This window comes from Citrobacter freundii ATCC 8090 = MTCC 1658 = NBRC 12681 (assembly GCF_011064845.1).
Taxonomy (GTDB): domain Bacteria; phylum Pseudomonadota; class Gammaproteobacteria; order Enterobacterales; family Enterobacteriaceae; genus Citrobacter; species Citrobacter freundii.
Window position 1 is genome coordinate 3503056 of sequence record NZ_CP049015.1, and the last position, 25857, is coordinate 3528912.

Below are 25857 nucleotides of genomic sequence, written 5' to 3' on the forward strand. Positions count from 1 at the left end.
ATAAGAGTGTTATTAACCGACACGGAAGGAAGCGGCAATGTTCATTTGCCCAGGAAGCACAACTATTTATGCAGAACCTGTGGCAGATCAATTTATTTCATCGCATATGAAATTGTGTTTCAGTTACCATCCAGTTTCATGGCGTTTTATTAACCTTTATCAAATACACCGCATCGTTCACGCTGTTTTCAGGCGCGACGTGTATTGTGTGAGGATGCACAAGTGACGGTAAAGCGTCCGGTCTCGGCCAGTCTGGCTAAAGCTTTTTTCTACATAGTGCTGCTGTCAATTCTCTCAACAGGTATTGCGCTGCTCACGCTGACCAGCAGCTTGCGAGATGCCGAAGCCATCAACGTTGCTGGCTCATTGCGCATGCAAAGCTACCGTCTGGGTTACGATCTGCAAAGCCAGAGCCCGCAGCTTAACGCCCACCGCCAGCTTTTCCAGCAGGCGCTAAACGCACCGGCATTACAGAATCTGAATGCGTGGTATGTGCCACAAGCGGTAAAAAGCCGCTATGGACGTCTGCATGCTAACTGGCTGGAAATGAATGCCCGCCTGATCGACGGCGATTTAAAATGGTACCAGGCCAATATCAACAACTACGTCGATCAAATCGATCTCTTCGTGCTGGCGTTGCAACATTATGCCGAGCGTAAAGTCATGCTGGTATTTGGCATCTCGCTGGCGGGCGGGATCGGCATATTCACCCTCGTCTTCTTTACCCTGCGGCGCATTCGCCAGCAGGTGGTGCGTCCGCTGAATAAACTGGTGATGGCCAGTCAGCAAATTGAACACGGTCAGTTTAATATCCCACCGCTGGATACCGGTTTGCCCAATGAGCTGGGGTTGCTGGGCAAAACGTTTAGCCAGATGTCGAGTGAATTACACAAGCTGTATCGCTCGCTGGAAGCGTCTGTTGCCGAGAAAACTCACGATCTCCATGAAGCCAATCGCCGTCTGGAGGTGTTGTATCAGTGCTCCCAGGCGTTAAATACCAGCCAGATTGACGTGCACTGCTTCCGCCATATTTTACAGATCGTCCGCGAACATGACGCCGCGTATTTCCTTGAGCTCACCGTCGGTGATAACTGGCGGATTAGCGAAGGGACTAAAAGCCTGGAGCTGCCGATGCAGATCCTGCCGGTCACTATGCAGGAAACCGTCTACGGCGAACTGCACTGGCAAAGTCCAAACGTCAATGCTTCTATTCCACTGCTTAACAGCGTTTCCTCAATGCTGGGACGCGGGTTGTACTTCAACCAGGCACAAAAACATTTTCAGCAACTGTTGTTAATGGAGGAGCGAGCGACGATTGCACGCGAACTGCACGACTCGCTGGCACAGGTGCTCTCTTATTTACGCATTCAGTTGACGCTGCTGAAGCGGTCAATTCCGGAAGATAACGCCCCAGCGCAAAGCATCATGGCGGATTTCTCCCAGGCGCTGAACGATGCCTACCGTCAGCTACGCGAACTGCTCACCACCTTCCGTCTGACCTTACAACAGGCAGACTTACCCTCCGCCCTGCATGAAATGCTGGAAACGCTGCAAAATCAAACCTCAGCTAAACTCACACTCGACTGTCGGTTACCCACGCTGGCGTTGGATGCGCAAATGCAAGTGCACCTGTTGCAGATCATCCGCGAAGCGGTGCTGAACGCCATTAAGCATGCCAGTGCGAGCGAAATTGCCGTCAGTTGCGTAACGGCTCCGGACGGCAACCACACGGTTTATATCCGCGATAACGGCATCGGCATTGGCGAGCCGCATGAGCCTACAGGGCACTATGGACTAAATATTATGCGTGAGCGGGCGGAAAGACTAAGCGGCACGTTGACCTTCTCTCAACCTTCCGGAGGAGGAACATTGGTAAGCATCAGTTTCCGTTCGGCTGAATCAGACAGTGATCTAACGTAAAGAACCGCAAAGCGCCGTCGGATCTGGATCCAGGCCTGACGGCGTTGGCACGAAAGGTATGCTGTAAACGGGCATGATAATTTACATTATCTTCTTTTTTTCTCCACGTTTGACCCGTACCTTGCCGCTAAAGTGAAGCAAGCCATACCCATAACGATACGCAGAAACACGAGGTCCTCTTTTAATGGCGAATTTTTTCATCGATCGCCCCATTTTTGCCTGGGTGTTAGCTATCCTGTTGTGCCTGACAGGAGCCCTGGCTATTTTTTCACTGCCCGTTGAGCAATATCCCGATCTGGCGCCGCCAAACGTACGGGTCACCGCCAACTATCCTGGCGCCTCGGCTCAGACTCTGGAAAACACCGTCACCCAGGTGATCGAGCAGAACATGACCGGTCTCGATAACCTGATGTACATGTCGTCACAGAGCAGCGGGACAGGTCAGGCATCAGTTACGCTGAGCTTTGTCGCCGGAACCGATCCTGACGAGGCCGTCCAGCAGGTGCAAAACCAGCTGCAATCGGCAATGCGTAAACTGCCGCAGGCGGTACAGGATCAGGGGGTCACGGTGCGTAAGACCGGGGACACCAATATTCTGACAATCGCCTTTGTCTCCACCGATGGCTCAATGGATAAGCAGGACATCGCCGACTATGTCGCCAGTAACATTCAGGATCCGCTCAGCCGTATTAACGGCGTGGGGGATATTGACGCTTACGGCTCACAGTACTCCATGCGTATCTGGCTTGACCCGGCCAAACTGAACAGTTTCCAGATGACCGCTAAAGATGTGACCGACGCTATCGAGTCACAAAATGCGCAGATTGCGGTCGGACAACTTGGCGGTACGCCTTCGGTGGACAAGCAGGCGCTGAACGCGACGATCAACGCCCAGTCGCTACTGCAGACTCCGGATGAATTCCGCGCCATTACTCTACGCGTCAACCAGGATGGATCAGAAGTTAAACTGGGTGATGTGGCGACGGTCGAAATGGGGGCCGAGAAGTACGACTACCTCAGCCGGTTTAACGGCAACCCGGCTTCCGGTCTGGGCGTGAAACTGGCTTCAGGCGCCAATGAAATGGCGACGGCGGAACTGGTGCTCAACCGCCTTGACGAACTGTCACAGTATTTTCCACATGGGCTGGAATATAAGGTGGCATATGAAACCACCTCCTTTGTCAAAGCCTCAATCATTGACGTGGTAAAAACCCTGCTGGAAGCGATCGCGCTGGTATTCCTCGTGATGTACCTGTTCCTGCAAAACTTCCGCGCCACGCTGATTCCCACCATCGCCGTTCCCGTCGTCCTGATGGGTACCTTCTCCGTGCTTTACGCCTTTGGCTATAGCGTTAACACCTTGACGATGTTTGCGATGGTGCTGGCGATCGGCCTGCTGGTCGATGACGCCATTGTGGTAGTGGAAAACGTCGAGCGTATTATGAGTGAGGAAGGGCTCACACCGCGGGAAGCGACACGGAAATCGATGGGGCAAATCCAGGGCGCGCTGGTTGGTATTGCCATGGTGCTGTCGGCGGTGTTTATCCCGATGGCCTTCTTCGGCGGCACTACCGGAGCTATTTACCGCCAGTTCTCGATTACTATCGTCTCCGCAATGGTGCTGTCTGTTCTGGTGGCGATGATCCTCACTCCTGCTCTGTGCGCCACCCTGCTCAAACCGCTGCATAAGGGCGAGCATCACGGACAAACCGGTTTCTTCGGCTGGTTTAACCGAATGTTTAATCGCAACGCCGAGCGCTACGAAAAAGGCGTTGCCAGGATCCTGCACCGCAGCCTGCGCTGGATACTGATCTACGGCCTGCTGCTCGGCGGAATGGTTTTCCTGTTCCTGCGCCTGCCAACCTCCTTCCTGCCGCTGGAAGACCGCGGCATGTTTACCACCTCGGTACAGCTGCCCAGCGGCTCCACACAGCAGCAAACATTGAAAGTGGTTGAGGAAGTAGAGAAGTATTACTTCACCCATGAGAAAGACAACATTATGTCGGTCTTTTCCACGGTCGGTTCAGGCCCTGGCGGGAACGGTCAAAACGTGGCGCGTATGTTTGTCCGTTTAAAAGACTGGGATGAGCGCGACACCACTACCGGAACCTCTTTCGCCATCATTGAACGTGCGACCAAAGCCTTTAATAAGATTAAAGAAGCCCGCGTCTTCGCCAGTAGCCCTCCGGCTATCAGTGGCCTCGGAAGCTCTGCCGGTTTCGATATGGAGCTGCAGGATCACGCTGGTGCGGGGCATGACGCGTTAATGGCCGCGCGCGACAAGCTGATTGAGCTGGCCGGGAAGGATTCTTCCCTGACCCGCGTTCGTCATAACGGTCTGGACGACAGCCCGCAGTTGCAAATTGATATCGATCAGCGCAAAGCCCAGGCACTGGGCGTTTCCATCGACGACATCAACGATACATTGCAAACGGCCTGGGGTTCCAGCTACGTCAATGACTTTATGGACCGCGGTCGCGTGAAGAAGGTTTACGTGCAGGCGGCAGCAAAATATCGCATGCTCCCTGACGACATCAATTTGTGGTACGTCCGTAATAACAACGGCGGCATGGTGCCTTTCTCGGCCTTTGCCACGTCGCGCTGGGAAACCGGTTCACCGCGTCTGGAACGCTACAACGGCTACTCCGCGGTCGAGATTGTCGGAGAAGCCGCGCCTGGCGTCAGTACCGGTACAGCGATGGACATAATGGAATCGCTGGTGCGCCAGTTGCCGACCGGATTCGGCCTCGAATGGACTGCGATGTCTTATCAGGAACGGCTGTCGGGTTCTCAGGCCCCCGCCCTGTACGCCATTTCTCTGCTGGTGGTATTCCTGTGTCTGGCGGCCCTGTATGAAAGCTGGTCAGTTCCCTTCTCCGTCATGCTGGTTGTGCCGCTGGGGGTCATTGGTGCTCTGCTGGCGACCTGGATGCGCGGTCTGGAAAACGACGTGTACTTCCAGGTCGGGTTACTTACCGTTATCGGGCTATCGGCGAAGAACGCAATCTTGATTGTTGAATTCGCCAATGAGATGAACGAGAAAGGACACGATCTGCTCGATGCCACGCTCCACGCCTGTCGCCAGCGCTTGCGTCCGATTCTGATGACCTCGCTGGCGTTTATCTTTGGGGTTCTGCCGATGACCATCAGCAGTGGCGCAGGTTCTGGCGGTCAACATGCGGTGGGGACAGGCGTAATGGGTGGAATGATTTCAGCCACTATCCTGGCGATTTACTTCGTGCCCCTGTTCTTTGTGCTGGTACGCAGACGCTTCCCGTTGAAACCGCGCCCGGAATAATCGGGCACAAAAAAGGCGACTTACGTTGAGTCGCCTTTTTTTATCCTTTACAGGATATGAATTTCTTCCAGAAAATTATTTACGAAGCATCACTTCGATAAAGTCTTTCCAGTTCCCCAGTTCACGTTCAATCATAACAACCTCTCTTATTATTATGAGCATTCTACAAAATCATCATCATCAAAAGAAGAACATTTAACCGATGGTTGTGATTACATCCTCCCGTGTTTGGGGTTTATGTGATCACTATGCGCCATACCCATAAATTTTATGTGACTTACTGCAATATTTTGAAATATTCATACATCATCTACTACTTTTGCAATTCTGATGGAAAAACAGGCTGATGCAAACAGGCAGATTCTGATTTTTAGTTATACGGTATTTTTGGAGCTTTCAGGAATCATTATTCACTGTTGTTCAACAATGTTATATTTTTCTATAACGATTGAATGACAATATGTATTATTCATTGCCACATAATAAAAGAATAAATATTCAAATTACGTCAATAAGGATTCAAATGATCACCCTCTACGGCATTAAGAATTGCGACACGATTAAAAAAGCCAGACGCTGGTTGGAAGCACAAGGTATTGACTATCGCTTTCATGATTATCGCGTCGACGGTCTTGACAATACGCTATTACAGTCCTTTATCAGCGAATTAGGTTGGGAAGCGCTGCTCAATACACGTGGAACCACCTGGCGTAAACTCGATGAATCCACGCGCAGTCAAATCACCGATGCGGCTTCCGCCGCCGCATTGATGATTGAAATGCCAGCAATTATCAAACGCCCATTGCTCTGCGCGCCGGGTAAGCCTATGCTGCTTGGTTTCAGTGAATCCAGTTATACTCTGTTTTTTAATGAGGTGTAGTCTATGTCGTGCCCGGTTATTGAGCTGACACAGCAGCTTATTCGCCGTCCTTCCCTGAGCCCGGATGATGCCGGGTGCCAGGCGTTAATGATTGAACGCCTGCGCGCGGTAGGTTTTACCGTTGAGCGTATGGATTTTGGTGACACACAGAATTTTTGGGCATGGCGCGGTAAAGGTGAGACCCTGGCATTTGCCGGTCACACCGACGTAGTGCCCGCCGGCGATGTCGATCGTTGGATCAATCCACCGTTCGAACCGACCATTCGCGATGGCATGCTGTTCGGGCGTGGCGCTGCCGATATGAAAGGCTCACTGGCAGCGATGGTCGTGGCCGCAGAGCGTTTTGTCGCCCAGCATCCAAACCATCAGGGTCGTCTGGCATTTTTGATAACGTCCGACGAAGAAGCCAGCGCCAAAAACGGCACCGTAAAGGTGGTTGAAGCACTGATGGCGCGTAATGAGCGACTGGATTATTGTCTGGTTGGCGAGCCGTCCAGCACGGAAATCGTTGGCGACGTGGTCAAGAATGGACGTCGTGGTTCACTGACCTGCAACCTGACCATTCATGGCGTGCAGGGGCACGTAGCCTATCCGCATCTGGCCGATAACCCGGTACACCGCGCGGCGCCAATGCTCAACGAACTGGTGGCGATTGAGTGGGACCAGGGTAACGAGTTTTTCCCGGCGACCAGCATGCAGATTGCCAATATTCAGGCAGGTACCGGCAGCAACAACGTTATCCCCGGAGAACTGTTTATCCAGTTCAACTTCCGTTTCAGCACTGAGCTGACCGATGAGATGATTAAAGCACGGGTTCACGCGCTGCTGGAGAAACATCAGTTGCGCTATACCGTCGACTGGTGGCTTTCCGGTCAGCCGTTCCTGACTGAACGCGGTAAACTGGTGGATGCAGTAGTGAACGCCATTGAGCACTATAATGAAATTAAACCGCAGTTACTGACTACAGGCGGGACGTCCGACGGGCGCTTTATTGCCCGCATGGGGGCACAGGTAGTCGAACTTGGGCCGGTCAACGCCACTATTCATAAAATAAATGAATGTGTTAATGCCGCCGACCTGCAGCTGCTTGCCCGTATGTATCAACGTATCATGGAGCAACTCGTCGCCTGATGAGTGTTCCTGCAAGAGGAAAAATACATGGACTGGCTAGCAAAATATTGGTGGATTCTGGTGTTGGTGTTTCTGGTAGGCGTGCTGCTTAACGTTATCAAAGATCTCAAGCGCGTCGATCCAAAGAAATATCTGGCCAACAAACCGGAGCTTCCCCCGCATCGTGACTTTAACGATAAATGGGATGACGACGACGATTGGCCGAACAAGGATCAACCGAAGAAATAATTTCCAGGCCGATAAGTCACGTAGGCCCGGTAAGCGTTAGCGCCACCGGGCGTTAAGTGCCGGATGGCAACGCTTCGCGTTTTATCCGGCCTACGGTTATCAATCAGATCATCTCAATCACATCATCATCGTGAGGCTTACCACCGCTCAGCGCTTCATCAAAATAGTGCTTCGGTACGGTAAAACGCAGATGATCGAGCGCAAACTGCATGCTGCGTTCATCAATGGCGTGCCCCAGGTTTTCGACGATATCCAGCGTCACATCCCCACCCGCAGCAATTAATGCCTCCTGCGCGGCAACGGCATGGGAGAGCTCTATCACCCGGTCTTCACCACCGTGAATCAAATGCACCGTCGTTGCGGTAGTTGCAACCTCCGGTAAGGTGGCATAGCGACCATTGAAGGCAATGACCCGCGACGCCAGCCCCGGCTCGGCTTTGATGCTCTCAAGCGACATAATCGAACCCTGAGAAAAACCAATCAGCGCGGTGGCCTGCGGTGAAACGCCGCTTTGTTTCTGCCAGTAGCGCACGGTTTCGATAAACACCGGCATAATCGCGTCGATACGCGCCTGGCGGTTCTCTTCCGTTACGCCCTGTACCGAAAACCACTGACGTCCGGAAGTCGTACCGTAAGGCTCTGCCCCGCCAATGCTGACGATTAACGCATCGGGAAACAGCGGCGCAAACCAGGAGCCAATTTCACCCATGGCAACCGGGTTATCGCCGACGCCATGAAACAGCAGCAGTAGCTGTTGAGCGGGTTTATCGGGACTTTGAACAACAAAATGGTCATGTTTCATGGCGATCTCCTTAACTGATGAGAATCATTCTACGCCGCTTAACCGCAATGACCATGCCAGGAAATTGAAGATGTTAGTGAAAAAATTGCCATTGCATAATGCGATTATGTAGCCGCTGTTCACGTTCAGCATCCAGCTGATTTAACGCTTGTGCCGCTTCGGCGCGCTGAACGACCAGCAGCGCTTTACGACCTGAGATCTTCAGCTGTTGGCATAATTCGGCGTCGCTGCGTTTAGCCTGTATACGTCCGCGCAATGCCGGAAGAGGTAATTCACTGTGCTCAAGCAGACGATTCAGACAGCCTAGCGACGTCAATAATGGCCGATGCGCGAAGGCAAACCCAGCCAGCTCAGCCCAGTCATCCTCATTAAGCGTAGTCTCTTTCAGCGGGACCAGCGGAATGCTCTCACCGTTCCATCGCGCAAGGATTTCCGCGTCACGCCGCAAATGCTGGTGCTCCCGCTCGGCAAGGCGCTTTCCCGCTTCGCTGATCGGCAGCAACGCCATGGCGGTATAACAGCCGCTGCTGGCTTCCCGGTGATTCCCCATTCGCACCAGCACAAAACCGCAGCGCTGCCAGAAACGCCATAGTTCAGCCGTATACCCAAAACTGACCGACAGATAGTCACACGATGTGGAATAGTGGTGGGCCAGCACAATCAGCTGTTGCCCAATACCTTCTCTTTGGCGCGCAGGATGAACCGCAATTCGACTGACTCGTCTCCCGACGAGCGTCGCCGCCAACGGGTCACCACCGTGCGCCGCCAGCGACTGCGCAACCAAATTCCCCCTCGGTCGACGATATCCGGCCCAGACGGCCTGGCTTAATTCTGCGGATAGTCCCCCTTCATCGACCAGCCAGGCAGCACCCGCAACTGAGTCAGCGGTTGATGCCTGAAGAAAATGCTGACCAGGCGCGTCCATCATTCGCCGCAGGTCTAATGGCGAGGTGCGATAATGCGCTCCGGAAAGCAACTGGTATACCGCTAACGGCAGCGCCGGGCCAGCATCCCAGGACTGTTGCTCAAATGCCGAGAAGTGAAGCTCCCCCAATGGGGCATGCGTGAACGTTTCATCATCAAACACCAGCGCATCGCTGACAATTTGCTCCAGCGGACATCCCTGCGCCCAGCGCACGGGTTGTTGCAACTCATAGCGTCGAAGATTAGGGAAGCGGGCGCAGAATTTCAGCAAGAAGCCTCTACCCGTTCCCTCGTAGCCTTGTACTGTAGTGGTTAACAGCGTACGAGGAAAACGCGCCACCAGTTGGTGTAGCAGCGGCGCGGGGATCGCGGCGGCTTCATCCACAATCAGCCAGTCTGCGGTTTCAGAACTGCTTAATAGTGCATCCGGCGCCATAAAGCGGTAACGCTCTGCGGCAAATTGTGCCAGCACATCCGTTGCAGCTTTGGCAGGTGCGGTCACAACCGCAGTGCCGTTAATCCGCGCTATGAGTTGCCCTGCCAGAGCGGATTTGCCCCGACCTCGTGCGGCCGTCACCGCAACCACACCGGGAGGCATAGCCAGCAAATGATTTAATATCATCGCCTGTTCTGGTTGGGGTTCGCCAGTTGCCGCAAGCCAGGCTGCGCGAGCAGGAAAGTGCGGACAGGAAACCGGCTGATGCTGCTGCCAGTGCAGAGCCTGTCTATCGCGGGAAATCACCCGTTTGACGTGCTCAACAAAGTGCGGTGTGGGAATGGGCTCAGCACAATCGCTCCAGCGTAGTGAATCCACGTCCGGATGCGTGTGCCAGGAATGCCAGGGTGGGGTCAGCAAAACCAGCCAACTGCCGGCAAGCAGTGTACCGCTTAAGGCGGCAAACGCCGCAGCGTCAAATCCCTGCCCGGCGTCGAAAACTGCATGACGAAACTCGCGCCCCAGTAACGTTTGCAGCGCCTGTGGCGTACAGTTCGGTTCAGCAGGGGCATTCGCCCCTACCCACAACCAGTCGCCGGGTAATATGTCGCGTAGCGCTAACGCCTGCCCCTGACACCAGTTCTCCTCGCCGCTGATAATCAGCAAGCGACGGATCCCCTCACGAGCCATCTGTTCGGTTAACGCCCTCAGCGCCGTGTTATCGGACATCCCTGCCTCTGTATCTTAAATACCTTTACCAAAGGTATTACATTGTCCCGGATCGCCGCTATCAAAACCGCGTTTGAACCAGGTAAAACGCTGTTCAGAGGTTCCGTGAGTAAAGCTGTCCGGTACGACGCGTCCTTGTCCCTGCTGTTGCAGGCGATCGTCACCAATGGCCTGTGCGGCGTTTAGTGCCTCTTCCAGGTCACCAGACTCCAGCACGCCCTGCTGCTGCATGCTGTGGCCCCAGACACCGGCAAAGCAGTCCGCCTGCAGTTCCATACGAACGGAAAGACGGTTCACCTCAGCTTGTGAGGCGTTCTGCTGCATCTGGCGAACCTTCGGTTCAATACCCAGCAGTTTCTGCACGTGGTGACCCACTTCATGGGCGATAACATAGCCCTGCGCAAAATCACCATCAGCGCCCAGCTTGTTTTTCATGTCATCATAGAATGAAAGGTCGATATATACCGTACCATCTGCCGGACAATAAAACGGTCCCATCACGGACTGGCCCGCGCCGCAGCCGGTGCGCGTCGCACCCCGGTACATCACCAGCTTCGGCTGTTGGTAGGTGCGGCCCATTTTTTCAAACTGCTGTCCCCAGGTATCTTCTGTTGTAGCCAGAATCACCGAGGTAAATTTTGCCGCTTCATCATCGTTTGGGTTGATGGAGCGTGATGATTGTTGTTGGGAGACCGGCTGGCCGGTCATTAATCCGGTAAGATCCACGCCATAATAACCCGCCACCAGCACCACAATCAGCAGGATGATACCGCCTTTACCACTGGGCAGACGAAAACCAGGCCCACCCATAGAGGGGCCGCCGCCAGAGCTGTTTCGTCTGTCTTCCACGTTGTCACTTTCACGACGCCCTTGCCAGCGCATAATCACCTCAACTTTTTATTCATTATGATGATGATCGTAGGCGGTTCGGAACAGGATTACCATAAGAAATAGTAATCAAATCAGGTGGGGTTAATGAGCCGGAGAGCGATCGCCGGCTCAGGGAAAGATTAGTCTAACTTCACACCCAGGCGATGCGCGACGGCTTCATAGGCTTCGATCAGGCCGCCCAGACTCTGGCGGAAGCGATCTTTGTCCATTTTATCCAGCGTTTCTTTGTCCCACAGGCGGCTACCGTCCGGTGAGAATTCATCACCCAGGACGACTTCACCTTTATACAAACCAAACTCAAGTTTGAAGTCGACCAGAATCAGACCAGCATCATCAAACATCTTTTTCAGCACGTCGTTAGCTTTGTAGGTCAGCTCTTTCATACGTGCCAGATTCTCTTTGCTCACCCAACCAAAAGTTTCGCAATAGGAATCGTTAATCATTGGATCGTGCATAGCATCGTTTTTCAGGAACAGATCAAACAGCGGCGGATTCAGTTCAATACCTTCCTCAACGCCTAAACGCTTAACCAGAGAGCCTGCCGCGCGGTTACGTACCACACATTCAACCGGTACCATATCCAGCTTTTTCACCAGACATTCGGTATCAGAAAGCAGTCGCTCCATCTGGGTAGGAATACCCGCTTCTTGCAGTTTAGTCATAATGAAATGGTTGAATTTGTTGTTCACCATGCCTTTACGGTCAAACTGTTCAATGCGCGCGCCATCCCCTGCTGACGTATCATTGCGGAATTCGAGCACCAACAGGTCCGGGTTTTCCGTGCTGTATACGGTCTTCGCTTTACCACGATACAACTCAGCTTGCTTTTGCATCTTTATTACTCCTGGGTGTGAATTAACGATAAATATTGCGTTTTTCTGCCGACGCACACGTTTGCGTATCATATCAGAAAAAAAGGGCTGGAGTTATCCAGCCCTTTATTTTTACTTACTGAACGCTGCCTGGAAGACAGCGACCAGCGCGTCGTTCTGGCTTTGCGTCAGGGTATGCCCCTTCGGATCGATAAACTGCAAGCTACTGCGGTTGTCTAAATCACCGACCTGCAGTTTATAGTCGCCGGATACCAGACCTGGGTCACTTGCGCCCAGCTCCTGCCAGCTGCTATCAGACAGAGGTTTGTAGGTCACCGCGATGCTACCCTGAGAACGGGTGCTGTCGGTTACCTTCATCCCCACTTTCTCAAGCGCTGCTGGCAAACGCTGCCACACCACGTTGAACGGCCCGCGTACCACCAGCATTGGTAAACCGGTGTCATCGGCTGCGCTCTGAACATCCATGGTGGCTGCAGAGCGGTTCTGCGCGGCATTCGCGGCGTCGGTGGCGTTCTTATCCAGACCAGCAGAGATAACGTTCATCATCTCAGCGCTGTAACGCTGCATTGATGCCGCATCGGCTACGGGTTTACCCGCCTGCTCGAGGTTAATCAGTTTCACCGTTACCGCTTGCTGATAGCCCTGCGGTTTAACCGAGATTTGATAACGTCCACGGTACTGCTCGTCTTCATCCAGACGGTTCCAGTCAACCCAATCGGTGGTCAGCGTCTGGCTGGCATCATCACGTTTGGTGATCGTGTAGTTTTTAGACTGAATGACGCTCACGACCTGCGGCCACAGCGTGTTGCCACGACCATTTTCCACCAGCAACGTTGAGGTATCGCCTGCGATTTGCGTGCGAGCGCCAGTGACTAACGCTAACGGCTGAGCCGGTGGACGAATATCCAGCGCTTTACCCACGGCACCACTGCCGTTGGTTACCGGGATATTATAGTCGCCCGACATAACCGGCAAAATCATCCCAGCTGGAGCATGAAGCTCAGCAAGCGGTGCGGCCTCCAGATAGGATTCATCACCGCTCACCTGGCGCTTATAGCGCGAGTCAGAGCTACAGGCCGCGAGCAACATAACAAGCGAAACACCCGCAACCTTGGCCAGGCGCGACTTTTGTACTGAGTAAGCCATCAAATCTCCCTAAACTTTACAGCAAACCGGCATGCTTAAGTGCCGCTTTGACGATTTCACGAGCATTGTCCGTGATTGGCGTCATCGGCAGACGTAGCGTATCGGTCGCCACAAGTCCCAATTCCTTACACGCCCATTTCACGGGAATAGGATTGGGTTCGACAAATAGTTTGTTGTGTAACGGCATCAGACGCTGGTTAATCACCCGCGCCTCGGCAAATTGCCCGGCTGCCGTCAGTTTGCACATTTCAGCCATATCACGTGCCGCAACGTTAGACGTTACGGAAATCACGCCATGACCACCGAGCTGCATAAAATCCAGTCCGGTCGCGTCATCACCGCTGAGCAGAATAAAGTCGTCCGAAACCAGCTCTTTGATCTGGTGAACGCGACTTAAGTTCCCCGTGGCCTCTTTAATAGCGATAATATTTTTAACTTTCGCCAGACGACCAACGGTTTCCGGCAGCATATCGCAGCCAGTACGGGACGGCACATTATACAGAATTTGCGGCAGGTCAGTATGCTCAGCGATGGCTTTGAAATGCTGGAACAAACCTTCCTGGGTTGGGCGGTTGTAGTAAGGCGTCACCGTCAGGCAGCCAACAACACCGCTGTCGTTGAAACGCTGCGTCAGACTAATGGCTTCCGCGGTCGCATTGGCGCCGGTTCCGGCAATAACCGGAATACGCCCGTCAGCCAGCTCCAGCGTCATCATCACCACATCGCCATGTTCATCATGACTCAGGGTGGCGGACTCACCGGTGGTGCCAACAGAAACGATCGCCGAGGTGCCGCTGGCGACATGATAATCAATCAGTTTTTTCAGGCTCGACCGGCAGACTTTACCTTTCTCATCCATCGGCGTAACAAGCGCGACAATACTTCCCGTGAACATGGGCCATCCTCTGTGCAAACAAGTGTATCAATGGTACGTTTGGTACGACAATAAAAGCAAGCGACCAGAGCCGTTCTGATTGTTGTATGCATGTTTTTTTTATGCTTTCCTTATGATTACCTCACCGCTCAAAGGAAGAACAGGTTTGACATCGTCATCGCAACACTATCTGGTCATTACTGCGCTGGGTGCCGACCGCCCAGGAATTGTGAACACCATCACACGTCATGTCAGCAGTTGCGGCTGTAATATCGAAGACAGCCGACTGGCTATGCTGGGTGATGAGTTCACGTTTATCATGTTGCTGTCGGGCACCTGGAATGCCATCACCCTGATTGAATCAACCCTGCCATTAAAAGGCGCAGAGCTGGATTTACTCATTGTGATGAAGCGCACGACCGCGCGCCCTCGTCCGGCGATGCCTGCTACGGTATGGGTGCAGGTCGATGTCCCTGATTCTCCCCATTTGATTGAACGCTTCACCGCACTGTTTGACAGCCACCAAATGAATATTGCGGAACTGGTTTCACGCACGCAACCGGCTGAGAATGGAAAGGCGGCGCAGTTGTTTATTCAAATTACCGCACATAGTCCTGCGTCACATGATTCGGCAAATATTGAAGATGCGTTTAAAGCACTCTGTACAGAACTCAATGCGCAAGGCAGTATTAACGTCGTCAATTACTCACAGCATGATGAACAGGATGGAGTTAAGTAATGAACCCACTGAAAGCCGGTGATATCGCACCGAAATTTAGCTTGCCGGATCAAGACGGAGAACAAGTAAATTTAACCGACTTCCAGGGACAGCGTGTTCTGGTTTATTTTTACCCGAAAGCCATGACACCCGGCTGTACCGTACAGGCCTGCGGCTTGCGCGATAACATGGATGAGTTAAAAAAAGCTGGTGTTGAAGTGCTGGGGATCAGCACCGACAAACCAGAGAAGCTTTCCCGATTCGCGGAGAAAGAAGTCCTGAATTTCACGCTCCTGTCCGATGAAGATCATCAGGTTTGCGAGCAGTTCGGCGTCTGGGGTGAGAAGTCATTTATGGGCAAAACCTACGATGGCATCCACCGCATCAGCTTCCTGATTGATGCCGAAGGCAAAATTGAGCACGTGTTCGATGACTTCAAAACCAGCAATCACCACGACGTGGTACTGAACTGGCTGAAAGAGAACACCTGATTTACGTTTTGCTGGAAAAAGCCTGATGGCGCTTCGCTTATCAGGCCTACGCAGCTTATTAATATTGCGAAACTTGTAGGCCGGGTGAGGCGTAGCCGCCACCCGGCATAAACGTGAATCTGTACTTTTTCAGACTGACATCCGCATAAGCGTTTATTCAAACGTCCCTTTTACGCAGGCTTTCTTCTCTCTGACCACGGCTTTTCCCTTCGCCCAAAGGTGATTAACCTCCAACGCATCGTTAAGCACCAGAATGTCCGCATCGCATCCCACCGCCAGGCGCCCCTTATGTTCGAGCCCCAAAAATTCTGCGACCGTACGCGTCAGCGGACAGAGCGCCTGTTCCAGCGGTATGGCATGAACTTTCACCAACTGGCGCACCGTTTCAGCCAGTGATTCAAACCCCGCGACACCGATACCGGTGAGATTACCTAACTCATCAAATTCCGGCTGGCTGCCGTTGCCATCCGAGCTAAGGGTAATGCGCGACAGTGGCACGTTCTGTCGCAGCGCCGTAGCGATAGCCGTGGCGGGGTCGACGGGCTCATCAATGCTGCTGGTAATGTCGATATAACCGCCTTTACGGGCATACTCCAGCGCCGCCTGGAACAACGGTTCCGCACGGTTAACGTGTGTCGGCAACAGTTTAGTAATCGGCACATCGCAGCAGTTGAGGATCTGGTACAACGGTTCCAGCATGCGTGGGCTATCGCCCATATGGAATACACTGATCCCCGGTTTGCGTCCTAACAATCCACCGACGCGCGACTGCGCCGCCATGTTTGCCAGCACCGAGGTATCTGGGGCTGAGGAACGATGGTCCGAAATCGCACATTTTACGCCAATGATTTTATCGATCAGCGCCACGTCGCGATCGATGCTGCCGGTGATGGTCGGGGAAGGCAGAGAATACGCCCCAGTAAGCATCCATGCACTGATGCCTTCAAACTCCAGCGCGCGGGTTTTTGCCAGCAGCGATTCCGGGTGACGGGTAATGCCATCGGTACCCAGCAAACCGACTACCGAAGTTACACCAGCTTCAACCAGGCGTGACAAGCGTACTTCCGGCGTGCGGGTATGCGGCCCTGCTTCCCCGCCGCCGCCAATCAGATGGACGTGTTGATCGATAAATCCTGAGCACACAATCGCGCCGTCAAGATTGATACACTCGCAACCGGGAAAGTCTTCAGGAGAAATTGACGGGGCGATGGCAACAATTTTACTGCCGGAGACCAGTATATCCTGTCGCCCTAAATCTTCCGGTGCGTACACGTGTCCCTGCTGGAACAACGTCAAATTAAGAATTGAACAGTTCATAACCTTCCTTGTCAGGCAATTACCTGCATAACCCAAATAGAGAGCAGCGCATTAATGACGCATACCGCAATAATCAGCGGGTAGTAACGGGGATGGACCCCCGCAGTTCCCAGGCAGCGTCCCACATTTTGCACCGGATTGCCCATCAGGTAGATTGCCGGTAGCAATACAGTCGCATCATGTCCCGAAAGCGTACCAGCAACAACCAGACTGGCACAAACGCCGACGCCGCCTCCCATACTCATCACCGCCGCCAGCAGCACGGTGGCAGATTCCCCCGGTAGCCCCCACAACGCCATCACCGGTTCGCACACCCGCCCGACAATCTCGAGCAATCCCGTCACCTTCAGCGCCTGAATAATCACAAACGCCATCACCACGTTAGGTAACAGGCTGGTTGTAGCAATTGTAAACCCGCGCCGCGCGCCATCGATAAACATATCCATGACGTTTTTACGTACCTGCGTTGTCATCTCAGACCTCCTGCTGCAGACGGCGATTTTCCAGCTGCGCAATCCACAAACGCAGCAGGTTCGCTCCCACAAATTTGAAGACAAGGATCACCGCCAGCGGCGTAATCACCGGAACGGTAACCACCGTAAACAGCGCAGCGCCAGAGGAAAAATAGTTGGTAATACACGCGCTGCCGCTGGTTTGCCAGCAGGCAAAAATGGCACGCTCCTGTTCAGTAATAATGCCCTCTTCCGCCATCTCTTTGGTCATCCCGGCCGCGGCATCGGTATTTTGCAAATTCGCAATTAGCGCCAGCGAACAAACTCCCGGAATACCGAGTAACGGGCGCAGGACCGGCGTCATCAGCTGTTGTGCCGCACGTAACCCCCCCAATCCTTCGGTGACGGAAATAATCCCGAGTGAAAGAATGACGGAAGGTGCCAGCTCAAGCGCGAATAAGAAGCCGTCTTTGGCTCCCATCCCTCCAGAGCCGCGAAAAGAGACCGCCGTATCGCCTGTGGCATTAATCTGCCCAAACGCGCCGTTGAGGACGGTGAAGTCAAAGACCCGCCACCATTCGGTACTTTTCGCAAACATGCCGGAAAAAAGGATAATCGTAATAAAAAAAGCGAGATAACCGCCCCATCCCACCTTTTGCTGCGTGTGTGTGTTGTGACCCATTTTGTTCTCCTGTTGGTCTTATTCCTTGCGTGACAGAAAGACATCACGCAGGTCAAGTTAAAGACAAATGCGGAGAAAAACGACAGCAGAAGAGATTATTCAGAAAGTGTGGATAGAGGTCAGACAAGTTCGGATCCGGCGACATGATATCGCCGGATCTTGCAGATTAGGGTTCGTCAACGACCTGACCATCCGGCCAGGCGTGCATTACCGCTTTGATTAACGTCGCCAGAGGGATCGCAAAGAATACGCCCCAGAATCCCCACAGACCGCCGAAAATCACCACGGAGAGAATAATCACCAGTGGATGCAGATTGACCGCCTCGGAGAACAGTACGGGAACCAGCAGATTGCCGTCCAGCGCCTGGATAATCAGGTACACGGCAAAACAGCTCCAGAACTCGGTGCCAAGCCCGAACTGAAACAGCGCCACGCCAACTACCGGAATCGTCACCACAAAAGCGCCGATATACGGGATCAGCACAGAGAACCCTACCAGCACCGCCAGCAGCAGCGAATAGTTGAGACCAAACAGCAGGAAGCCGAGCCAGGTCGCCACACCGACCACCACCATTTCCAGCACCTTTCCGCGGATATAGTTGGTGATTTGCTGGTTCATCTCTTTCCACACCTGCCCCGCCAGCCCACGATTACGCGGCAGCACCCGGCGCACGGCGTTCAGCATCTGTCCTTTATCTTTGATCAGGAAGAACACCATCAATGGGACGAGAACCAGATAGACCGCCAGGGTCAGCAATCCAACCAGTGAGGCTAACGAATATTTCACCACCGAATCGCCCATGGTGAGCATTCGCGAGCGCATATTTTCCGCCATCGCATCAATGATGCCTGCATCCATCAGCGCCGGATAACGTCGTGGCAAGGTGGCGGCAAAATCAGACAATTTATTAAGCATGCCGGGCATGTCGCGGATCAGATAGATCCCCTGCTGCCATGCAACGGGCATCACCACAAACGCCATCAGCAGCAAAATACCGACAAACACCACCAGCACAATCGATGTCGCCCAACGCCGTGAACACCCAATATGTTCCAGCCGCACAGTTGGCCATTCAAGCAGGTACGCCAGCACTATGGCGACCAGTAGCGGCGCCAGAAGACCGCTAAAAAAGAACAGGATGCCAAAACCGGCAACCAGAATAATCAGCAGGGCGATGGCTTCGGGGTCGCTAAAGCGGCGACGATACCATTGCATCAACATTTCGAGCATAAAACCCTTCCATGAACCCAATAGCGGGATTGCGATCCCGAATTGTATCGAAATGTCACAAAAAAGACTTCGCTTTTTATGGCTGATTACGCAAAGTGAAAAGACATTTTTCCTGGGTGTTCATCGTCAGGTTTCGCAGTTACACTCCGTAAGCTTGCGGAGTGTGAACGATACTTCACAGCATTGGTCAAATGGCTATCTCAAAAAAGAATACAGGACAGAGGTTATGTTCAGGCAGTTGAAAAAAAACCTGGTTGCTACCCTCATTGCCGCACTGACTATCGGTCAGGTTGCGCCCGCATTTGCTGATACTGCGGACACCCTGCCTGATATGGGAACGTCGGCAGGCAGTACGCTTTCCATAGGACAGGAAATGCAGATGGGCGATTATTACGTACGCCAACTGCGCGGCAGTGCGCCATTAATTAATGATCCATTGCTCACCCAATACATTAATGCGCTGGGGATGCGTCTGGTCTCGCACGCCGACTCGGTAAAAACACCCTTCACATTCTTTTTGATTAACAACGATGAAATCAACGCCTTTGCTTTCTTTGGCGGCAACGTTGTCTTGCACTCCGCACTGTTCCGCTATTCCGACAACGAAAGCCAGTTAGCATCGGTCATGGCGCACGAAATCTCCCACGTCACTCAGCGCCACCTGGCGCGTGCAATGGAAGATCAGAAACGCAGCGCGCCGCTAACGTGGGTAGGTGCGTTAGGTTCAATTTTATTAGCGATGGCTAGCCCGCAGGCGGGTATGGCGGCGCTGACCGGTACGCTGGCGGGAACACGTCAGGGGATGATTAGCTTTACGCAACAAAACGAACAGGAAGCAGATCGCATCGGTATTCAGGTGCTGCAACGCTCGGGATTCGATCCCCAGGCCATGCCGACGTTCCTCGAAAAACTGCTCGATCAGGCCCGTTACTCTTCGCGTCCGCCGGAAATTTTGCTGACTCACCCCCTGCCTGAAAGCCGCCTGTCGGATGCCCGTAACCGCGCCAACCAGATGCGTCCGGTGGTCGTCCAGTCGTCAGAAGATTTTTATCTGGCTAAGGCACGAACCTTGGGCATGTACAACTCTGGTCGTAACCAGTTGACCGATGACCTGCTGAGTAACTGGTCGAAAGGCAACGTACGTGAGCAACGTGCGGCGCAATATGGTCGGGCATTGCAGGCGATGGAAGCCAGCAAATATGACGAGGCGCGTAAAGCGCTGCAACCGCTGCTGGCAGCAGACGCGAACAATGCCTGGTATCTCGACCTGGCAACGGATATCGATCTCGGCCAGAAGAAAACCAGTGATGCCATTAACCGCCTGAAAAACGCCCGTGACCTGCGTAACAATCCGGTACTGCAGCTTAACCTGGCGAATGCGTATCTACAGGGCGGGCAAGCCAAAGAGGCGGCAACCATCCTGAATCGCTATACGTTTAACCATAAGGACGACCCTAACGGCTGGGATCTGTTAGCGCAAACGGAAGCCAACCTGAACAACCGCGATCAAGAACTGGCGGCGCGGGCGGAGGGATATGCCCTCGCTGGACGTCTGGATCAGGCGATTTCGATGCTCAGCAGCGCAAGCTCTCAGGTGAAACTGGGTAGCCAGCAGCAGGCCAGATACGATGCTCGTATCGACCAGCTACGCCAGCTGCAAGAACGCTTTAAACCCTACACGAAGATGTAATTATCGAACCCTTGCCGGATGGCGACGCTGTAGCGTCTTATCCGGCCTACGTCAGACGCGATATGTAGGCCGGATAAGGTCTTTTGGCCGCCATCCGGCAGTATTGTTATGCAAGGAGAAGTCATGTCAGACGCGATTAAAATCTACCATAACCCACGCTGCTCCAAGAGCCGTGAAACGCTGGAATTACTGAAGTCCAATGGCGTGGACCCGGAAGTGGTGCTGTATCTGGAAACCCCGGCTGACGCCGCGACCCTGCGTGAACTTCTGCAGATGCTGGGTATGTCCAGCGCGCGTGAGCTGATGCGCCAGAAAGAGGATCTCTATAAATCGCTTAACCTGGCGGACAAAAATCTGAGTGAAGATGCGCTGATTCAGGCAATGGTGGAAAACCCAAAACTGATGGAGCGCCCGATCGTAGTTGCCAAAGGTCAGGCTCGAATTGGACGTCCGCCGGAGCAGGTACTGGAAATCGTCGGTTAACCGAAACCTGCCGCAGTTATTTGGCTGCGGCGCTTACAGCTTCAGAATTTCTTTTACGAACGGAATGGTCAGCTTACGCTGGGCGGTGATCGATGCGTGATCAAGCTGATCCAACGTCATAAACAGCGTACGCATTTCCCGATCCAGACGCTTAAGCAGAAAGCGGCCCACATCTTCCGGCAGTTCAAATCCGCGAAGTCTGGCGCGTAATTGCAACGCCTGCAGCTTATCTTCATCGGAAAGTGGTTGCAGCTTGTAGATTTGCCCCCAGTCCAGACGCGAAGCGAGATCCGGCAATCCCAGATTCAGCTGTCTTGGTGGACGATCGCCGGTGATCAGCAGGCGTGTTTTCCCCGACTCCAGGATACGGTTGTAGAGATCAAAGATCGCCATTTCCCACAGCGAATCACCGGCCACACATTCGATGTTATCGATGCATACCAGCGATAAATGCTCCATCCCGTCGAGCACCTCGGGGACGAACCAGGTGCGTTTGTCGAGCGGCACGTAGCCTACCGCATCGCCGCGCGCGGACAGTTCCGCACAGGCTGCATGCAGCAAATGACTACGGCCAGCGCCTTCACGCGACCAGAGATAAATATACCCGCTATGTTCCTGACGCAGCACGTTTTGCAGTGCAGCCAGTAAAGAGGAGTTATCCCCCGGCCAGAAACTTGCGAAAGTTTCGTCGTCAGGAAGATAAAGTGGCAAAGAGAGCTGTGCCGGTGTGTTCAGAGATACCTCAACCCAGGATTTCATAAAATCGCGTTGAGTTTAACACAGAAATGCGTCGCGATAGAACCGGGCAGCATCGCCACCCGGTCAAAGGTTTACTGTTGCTCAGTGTCGGCATCTTTGGCGTCGAGCACCACTTCTTCTGGACGCAGCAGGCTGATAACTTTGAAAATCAGGCTCAGACAGACACCCACAATGGTCGCCAGCGCCATGCCTTTCAGCTCAGCAGCACCGATGTGAACTTTCGCGCCGCTGACGCCAATGATCAAAATGACCGAGGTCAGGATCAGGTTCTGTGCTTTGTTGTAGTCAACTTTTGACTCGATCAGCACGCGAATACCGGAAGCGCCAATCACGCCGTACAACAGCAGAGATACACCGCCCATGACCGGCAGTGGAATAATTTGGATCGCCGCAGCCAGTTTACCCACGCAGGAGAGCAGAATGGCGAAAATCGCCGCACCGCCAATAACCCAGGTACTGTAAACGCGGGTAATCGCCATGACGCCGATGTTCTCGCCGTACGTGGTGTTCGGCGTAGAACCGAAGAAGCCGGAGATCACCGTCGACAGGCCGTTAGCAAACATAGAACGATGCAGGCCAGGATCGCGAATCAAATCTTTTTTCACGATATTCGCCGTTACCACCAGGTGGCCGACGTGTTCAGCAATAACCACCAGCGCCGCAGGCAGAATAGTCAGAATAGCGACCCATTCAAAGCGCGGTGTGTAGAACGTCGGCAGAGCAAACCAGTGAGCCTGCGCTATCGGCGTGGTGTCCACGACCCCCATCACGAAGGAGAGCGCGTACCCGGCCAGCACCCCAATCAAAATCGGGATAATCGCCATAAAGCCACGGAACAGCACGGAACCAAATACCGTCACCGCCAGCGTCACCATTGAGATGATGATGGTTGTTGAGTCTGGCGCTTGTCCTTCCGCAGGCAGCAATCCCGCCATACCCGCAGCGACACCCGCCAGCTCCAGACCGATAACGGCAACGATTGCGCCCATCGCCGCAGGCGGGAACATTACATCCAGCCAGCCAGTACCGGCTTTCTTAACGATGAACGAAACCAGGCAGAACAGGATGCCACACATAATGAAACCGCCCAGCGCCACTTCATACCCTAGCGGCAGCAGCAGCAGAACTGGGGAAATGAACGCAAAGCTTGAACCGAGGTAAGCCGGAATTTTACCTTTACAAATAAAGAGATACAGTAAAGTACCAATACCGTTAAACAGCAGAACGGTAGCTGGGTTGATATGAAACAGGACTGGCACCAGTACCGTTGCGCCAAACATGGCGAACAGGTGCTGTAAACTAAGCGGGATTGTCTGTAAAAGCGGCGGTCTTTCACTCACCCCGATAGCACGGCGCGTCATAGTGTTTTCCTCTGAGTGTTGTTTGTTATTAGCGATTGGGTTGTTTTATTCAAAAAAAAGCCGACTCTTAAAGTCGGCTTCTTTTCACTTATTCGTTTACTTGGTACCAAAAATCTTATCGCCGGCATCGCCGAGCCCCGGAATAATGTATCCGTGCTCGTTCAGTCCCTGATCGATGGAGGCAGTGTACAGCTCAACATCCGGGTGCGCTTTTTCCAGCGCCGCGATACCTTCCGGCGCTGCAACCAGCACCAGGACTTTAATGCTGCTGCAGCCTGCTTTTTTCAGCAGGTCGATGGTAGCGATAACGGAACCGCCGGTTGCCAGCATCGGGTCAACGATCAGCGCCATACGCTCATCAATGTTAGAAACCAGCTTCTGGAAGTACGGAACCGGCTCCAGCGTCTCTTCATTACGGTACATACCGACCACGCTGATACGCGCGCTCGGAACGTTTTCCAGAACGCCTTCCATCATGCCCAGGCCCGCACGCAGGATTGGCACAACGGTGATTTTTTTACCTTTGATTTGGTCAACTTCAACCGGACCGTTCCAGCCTTCAATGGTCACCTTTTCGGTTTCCAGACCGGCGGTTGCTTCATAAGTCAGCAGGCTGCCAACTTCCGAGGCGAGTTCACGAAAGCGTTTAGTGCTGATGTCGTTTTCACGCATCAGTCCCAGCTTGTGTTTGACGAGTGGGTGTTTGACTTCCACGATCTTCATACTCTTCTCCTTTCCTCAGACGAGTGGCAACCACAAAAAAAATCGCCGGATTATACCGCTTTTCGTCTCTGGCGCAATACTGCATACGCTTGATATGGATCAACCAAAATCGTTTGCGTCTGGATGATGAGTATAAAACAACCCCCACAATAAGTGCGGGGGTTGTTATCAATGCTATGAATTTTATAGATTTTCAGCATTACTCTGGATGACGTTTTGATACCATGAAAAAGATTTCTTCGGCGAGCGTGCTAATGTCCCACTCCCGTCATTATTTTTATCAACATAGATAAAGCCGTAGCGTTTTTTCATCTCCCCCGTCCCGGCCGAGACTAAATCAATACAGCCCCACGGGGTATAGCCCATCAGATCCACGCCATCTTCCACCACCGCTTTTTTCATTTCGCGGATATGCGCGGCCATATAGTCAATACGATAGGAATCATCCACCGAACCGTCGGCCTGCTGCACGTCAATCGCCCCAAAGCCGTTTTCTACAATAAACAGCGGCAACTGATAATGATCCCAGAACCAGTTCAGCGAATAGCGCAGACCGACGGGATCAATCTGCCAGCCCCAGTCCGACTTCTGCACGTACGGGTTAGAAACCAGGCTTTTCGACTCGTCGTAATCCAGCTGAGGGTTGTCCGCCGTTGCCTGGGTCGCGAAAGACATATAATAGCTAAAGCCGATGTAATCAACGCAGCCCTCGGTCAGCGCCTGACGGTCTTCCTCGGTGATATCCAGTTCAAAGCCACGACGGGCAAAGTAATTGAGAAGATGCTGCGGGTATTTGCCGCGCACATGGACGTCAGTAAACCAGTAACGCCGGTGCATAGCGTTCATCGCCATCATCATGTCGTTCGGCGCACAGGTCAGCGGATAAATTGGGCACATCGCAATCATGCAGCCAATTTGCAGCGCCGGGTTAATTTCACGCGCGACCTTCACCGACAGCGCGCTTGCCACCAGCTCGTAGTGCGCAGCCTGAAACATGACCGGCTCGCGGTCTTCGCCGGGCTGGTATTTCAGGCCAGAGTTAGTAAAGGGCGCGAAGTCTTCGTGATAATTTGCCTGATTGTTAATCTCATTAAACGTCATCCAGTACTTCACTTTGTACTGGTAACGAGTGAAAACCACCCGGGCAAAACGGACAAAAAAGTCGATAAGCTTACGGTTGCGCCAGCCGCCATATTCCGTCACCAGATGGTAGGGCATCTCGAAGTGCGACAACGTAATCACCGGTTCAATGCCATATTTCAGACATTCGTCGAACAGATCATCATAGAACTGCAGGCCAGCTTCATTGGGTTGCGCTTCGTCACCTAAAGGGAAAATCCGCGTCCAGGCAATAGAAGTGCGAAAACATTTAAACCCCATTTCGGCAAACAGCTTGATATCGTCTTTATAGCGATGATAAAAATCGATGGCATCGTGGTTAGGGTAGTTTTTACCGGCAATCACACCGTCAGTAATTTCACGCGCCACACCATGCGCCCCCGCCGTCATGACATCGGCAACGCTAATTCCTTTACCGCCCTCCTGCCAGCCACCTTCCAGTTGATGAGCGGCGACAGCGCCACCCCACATGAAATCTGCTTTAAATCCTGACATCCCCTTCCCCTATCGTGATGAGTCTGCGCAAAACGCTCCAAATGAGGCCCGCAACAAAAAACAGAAACCGGTTTCAGTACGATACTGTGCATTCGGCTGGCAGGTTTCAAGCACAAGGCTGTACCCGGTTTCATTTTCGTGGCGCAGTTCAAACAAATAGATAAATGATTGTAAAATGCTGAAAAAACCAGCAGATAAAACTTGATGCAGAGCAGGCTCGCAAACGTTTGCTTTCCCTGTTAGA

The 25857-nt window shown here is 53.1% G+C and carries 24 protein-coding genes; 9 read left to right on the forward strand and 15 right to left on the reverse strand.

From position 1 onward, the window contains the following. Nucleotides 1–222 precede the first annotated feature (222 nt). Both narQ and acrD read left to right on the forward strand, forming a co-directional pair. Entirely contained in the window at nucleotides 223–1920 is a 1698-nt protein-coding gene (gene narQ, locus G4551_RS17005) for a nitrate/nitrite two-component system sensor histidine kinase NarQ (protein WP_003838510.1), read from the forward strand. A gap of 184 nt (nucleotides 1921–2104) precedes the next feature. Next, nucleotides 2105–5218, forward strand: a complete 3114-nt coding sequence (gene acrD, locus G4551_RS17010) for a multidrug efflux RND transporter permease AcrD (RefSeq protein WP_003838507.1) — start codon at nucleotides 2105–2107, stop codon at nucleotides 5216–5218. Between the two features lie 75 nt (nucleotides 5219–5293). Here the strand turns inward: acrD and ypfM are convergent, their stop codons facing one another. After that, nucleotides 5294–5353 carry a protein YpfM gene (gene ypfM / locus G4551_RS17015; protein ID WP_001386977.1) on the reverse strand — a complete coding sequence of 20 codons (60 nt, stop codon included), beginning with the start codon at nucleotides 5351–5353 and terminating at the stop codon, nucleotides 5294–5296. A gap of 388 nt (nucleotides 5354–5741) precedes the next feature. Between ypfM and G4551_RS17020 the strand changes: the two genes are divergently transcribed. Genes G4551_RS17020 through G4551_RS17030 form a run of 3 tightly spaced genes read left to right on the forward strand, consistent with a single transcriptional unit; the run spans nucleotide 5742 to nucleotide 7457 of the window. Continuing rightward, on the forward strand, nucleotides 5742–6098 hold the full coding sequence (locus tag G4551_RS17020) for an ArsC family reductase (RefSeq protein ID WP_003835078.1): 357 nt from the start codon (nucleotides 5742–5744) through the stop codon (nucleotides 6096–6098). Between the two features lie 3 nt (nucleotides 6099–6101). Next, nucleotides 6102–7229, forward strand: a complete 1128-nt coding sequence (gene dapE / locus G4551_RS17025) for a succinyl-diaminopimelate desuccinylase (RefSeq protein ID WP_003037976.1) — start codon at nucleotides 6102–6104, stop codon at nucleotides 7227–7229. Between the two features lie 27 nt (nucleotides 7230–7256). Then, nucleotides 7257–7457: a membrane protein gene (locus G4551_RS17030; RefSeq protein WP_003037974.1), complete on the forward strand. Its 201-nt coding sequence runs from the start codon at nucleotides 7257–7259 to the stop codon at nucleotides 7455–7457. Nucleotides 7458–7560: 103 nt separating this feature from the next. Here G4551_RS17030 and ypfH read toward each other — a convergent pair whose 3' ends face one another. The 6 genes from ypfH to dapA form a co-directional block, all read right to left on the reverse strand. After that, nucleotides 7561–8259, reverse strand: a complete 699-nt coding sequence (gene ypfH / locus G4551_RS17035; protein ID WP_003037972.1) for an esterase — start codon at nucleotides 8257–8259, stop codon at nucleotides 7561–7563. A 73-nt stretch (nucleotides 8260–8332) separates the two neighbouring features. Further along, a complete protein-coding gene (locus tag G4551_RS17040) occupies nucleotides 8333–10348 on the reverse strand; it encodes a tRNA(Met) cytidine acetyltransferase TmcA (RefSeq protein WP_003838502.1) in 2016 nt (671 codons plus the stop codon). A 15-nt stretch (nucleotides 10349–10363) separates the two neighbouring features. Then, nucleotides 10364–11230, reverse strand: coding sequence for a KPN_02809 family neutral zinc metallopeptidase (gene ypfJ / locus G4551_RS17045; protein ID WP_003838501.1), 867 nt, complete (start codon nucleotides 11228–11230; stop codon nucleotides 10364–10366). Nucleotides 11231–11358: 128 nt separating this feature from the next. Further along, complete coding sequence (gene purC, locus G4551_RS17050) at nucleotides 11359–12072, reverse strand: phosphoribosylaminoimidazolesuccinocarboxamide synthase (RefSeq protein ID WP_003037964.1); 714 nt, start codon at nucleotides 12070–12072, stop codon at nucleotides 11359–11361. A 111-nt stretch (nucleotides 12073–12183) separates the two neighbouring features. Beyond that, nucleotides 12184–13218, reverse strand: a complete 1035-nt coding sequence (gene bamC, locus G4551_RS17055; RefSeq protein ID WP_003037961.1) for an outer membrane protein assembly factor BamC — start codon at nucleotides 13216–13218, stop codon at nucleotides 12184–12186. A 16-nt stretch (nucleotides 13219–13234) separates the two neighbouring features. Next, nucleotides 13235–14113: a 4-hydroxy-tetrahydrodipicolinate synthase gene (dapA, locus tag G4551_RS17060; RefSeq protein WP_003838498.1), complete on the reverse strand. Its 879-nt coding sequence runs from the start codon at nucleotides 14111–14113 to the stop codon at nucleotides 13235–13237. A 145-nt stretch (nucleotides 14114–14258) separates the two neighbouring features. Between dapA and G4551_RS17065 the strand changes: the two genes are divergently transcribed. Together G4551_RS17065 and bcp are read left to right on the forward strand one after the other, a co-directional pair. After that, nucleotides 14259–14831, forward strand: coding sequence for a glycine cleavage system transcriptional repressor (locus G4551_RS17065; RefSeq protein ID WP_003037954.1), 573 nt, complete (start codon nucleotides 14259–14261; stop codon nucleotides 14829–14831). Next, nucleotides 14831–15301: a thioredoxin-dependent thiol peroxidase gene (gene bcp, locus G4551_RS17070; RefSeq protein ID WP_003838495.1), complete on the forward strand. Its 471-nt coding sequence runs from the start codon at nucleotides 14831–14833 to the stop codon at nucleotides 15299–15301. Before G4551_RS17065 ends, bcp begins: the two co-directional genes overlap by 1 nt. A 153-nt stretch (nucleotides 15302–15454) precedes the next feature. Here the strand turns inward: bcp and iadA are convergent, their stop codons facing one another. From iadA to G4551_RS17090, 4 genes are all read right to left on the reverse strand, one after another. Next, nucleotides 15455–16618, reverse strand: coding sequence for a beta-aspartyl-peptidase (gene iadA, locus G4551_RS17075; protein ID WP_003838493.1), 1164 nt, complete (start codon nucleotides 16616–16618; stop codon nucleotides 15455–15457). Nucleotides 16619–16629: 11 nt separating this feature from the next. Then, nucleotides 16630–17091 (reverse strand): YjiG family protein, encoded by a 462-nt coding sequence (locus G4551_RS17080; protein WP_003037948.1) that lies wholly within the window; start codon nucleotides 17089–17091, stop codon nucleotides 16630–16632. Nucleotide 17092: 1 nt separating this feature from the next. Beyond that, nucleotides 17093–17752 carry a nucleoside recognition domain-containing protein gene (locus G4551_RS17085; protein ID WP_003037944.1) on the reverse strand — a complete coding sequence of 220 codons (660 nt, stop codon included), beginning with the start codon at nucleotides 17750–17752 and terminating at the stop codon, nucleotides 17093–17095. 166 nt (nucleotides 17753–17918) lie between these two features. Continuing rightward, nucleotides 17919–18983: an AI-2E family transporter gene (locus G4551_RS17090; RefSeq protein ID WP_003037941.1), complete on the reverse strand. Its 1065-nt coding sequence runs from the start codon at nucleotides 18981–18983 to the stop codon at nucleotides 17919–17921. Nucleotides 18984–19209: 226 nt separating this feature from the next. Between G4551_RS17090 and bepA the strand changes: the two genes are divergently transcribed. Both bepA and arsC read left to right on the forward strand, forming a co-directional pair. Further along, nucleotides 19210–20673 (forward strand): beta-barrel assembly-enhancing protease, encoded by a 1464-nt coding sequence (gene bepA / locus G4551_RS17095; protein ID WP_003838490.1) that lies wholly within the window; start codon nucleotides 19210–19212, stop codon nucleotides 20671–20673. 123 nt (nucleotides 20674–20796) lie between these two features. Continuing rightward, a complete protein-coding gene (arsC, locus tag G4551_RS17100; protein ID WP_003037937.1) occupies nucleotides 20797–21156 on the forward strand; it encodes an arsenate reductase (glutaredoxin) in 360 nt (119 codons plus the stop codon). A 33-nt stretch (nucleotides 21157–21189) separates the two neighbouring features. On the opposite strand, the gene G4551_RS17105 is transcribed toward arsC, so the two are convergent. The 4 genes from G4551_RS17105 to G4551_RS17120 all read right to left on the reverse strand — a co-directional run bounded on the left by G4551_RS17105 (nucleotide 21190) and on the right by G4551_RS17120 (nucleotide 25613). Then, on the reverse strand, nucleotides 21190–21891 hold the full coding sequence (locus G4551_RS17105; protein ID WP_211924219.1) for a DnaA inactivator Hda: 702 nt from the start codon (nucleotides 21889–21891) through the stop codon (nucleotides 21190–21192). Between the two features lie 95 nt (nucleotides 21892–21986). Then, a complete protein-coding gene (gene uraA / locus G4551_RS17110; protein ID WP_003037932.1) occupies nucleotides 21987–23276 on the reverse strand; it encodes a uracil permease in 1290 nt (429 codons plus the stop codon). 96 nt (nucleotides 23277–23372) lie between these two features. Next, on the reverse strand, nucleotides 23373–23999 hold the full coding sequence (gene upp, locus G4551_RS17115) for a uracil phosphoribosyltransferase (RefSeq protein WP_003037929.1): 627 nt from the start codon (nucleotides 23997–23999) through the stop codon (nucleotides 23373–23375). 183 nt (nucleotides 24000–24182) lie between these two features. Further along, nucleotides 24183–25613, reverse strand: a complete 1431-nt coding sequence (locus G4551_RS17120) for a 6-phospho-beta-glucosidase (protein ID WP_003838487.1) — start codon at nucleotides 25611–25613, stop codon at nucleotides 24183–24185. Nucleotides 25614–25857: the final 244 nt, after the last annotated feature.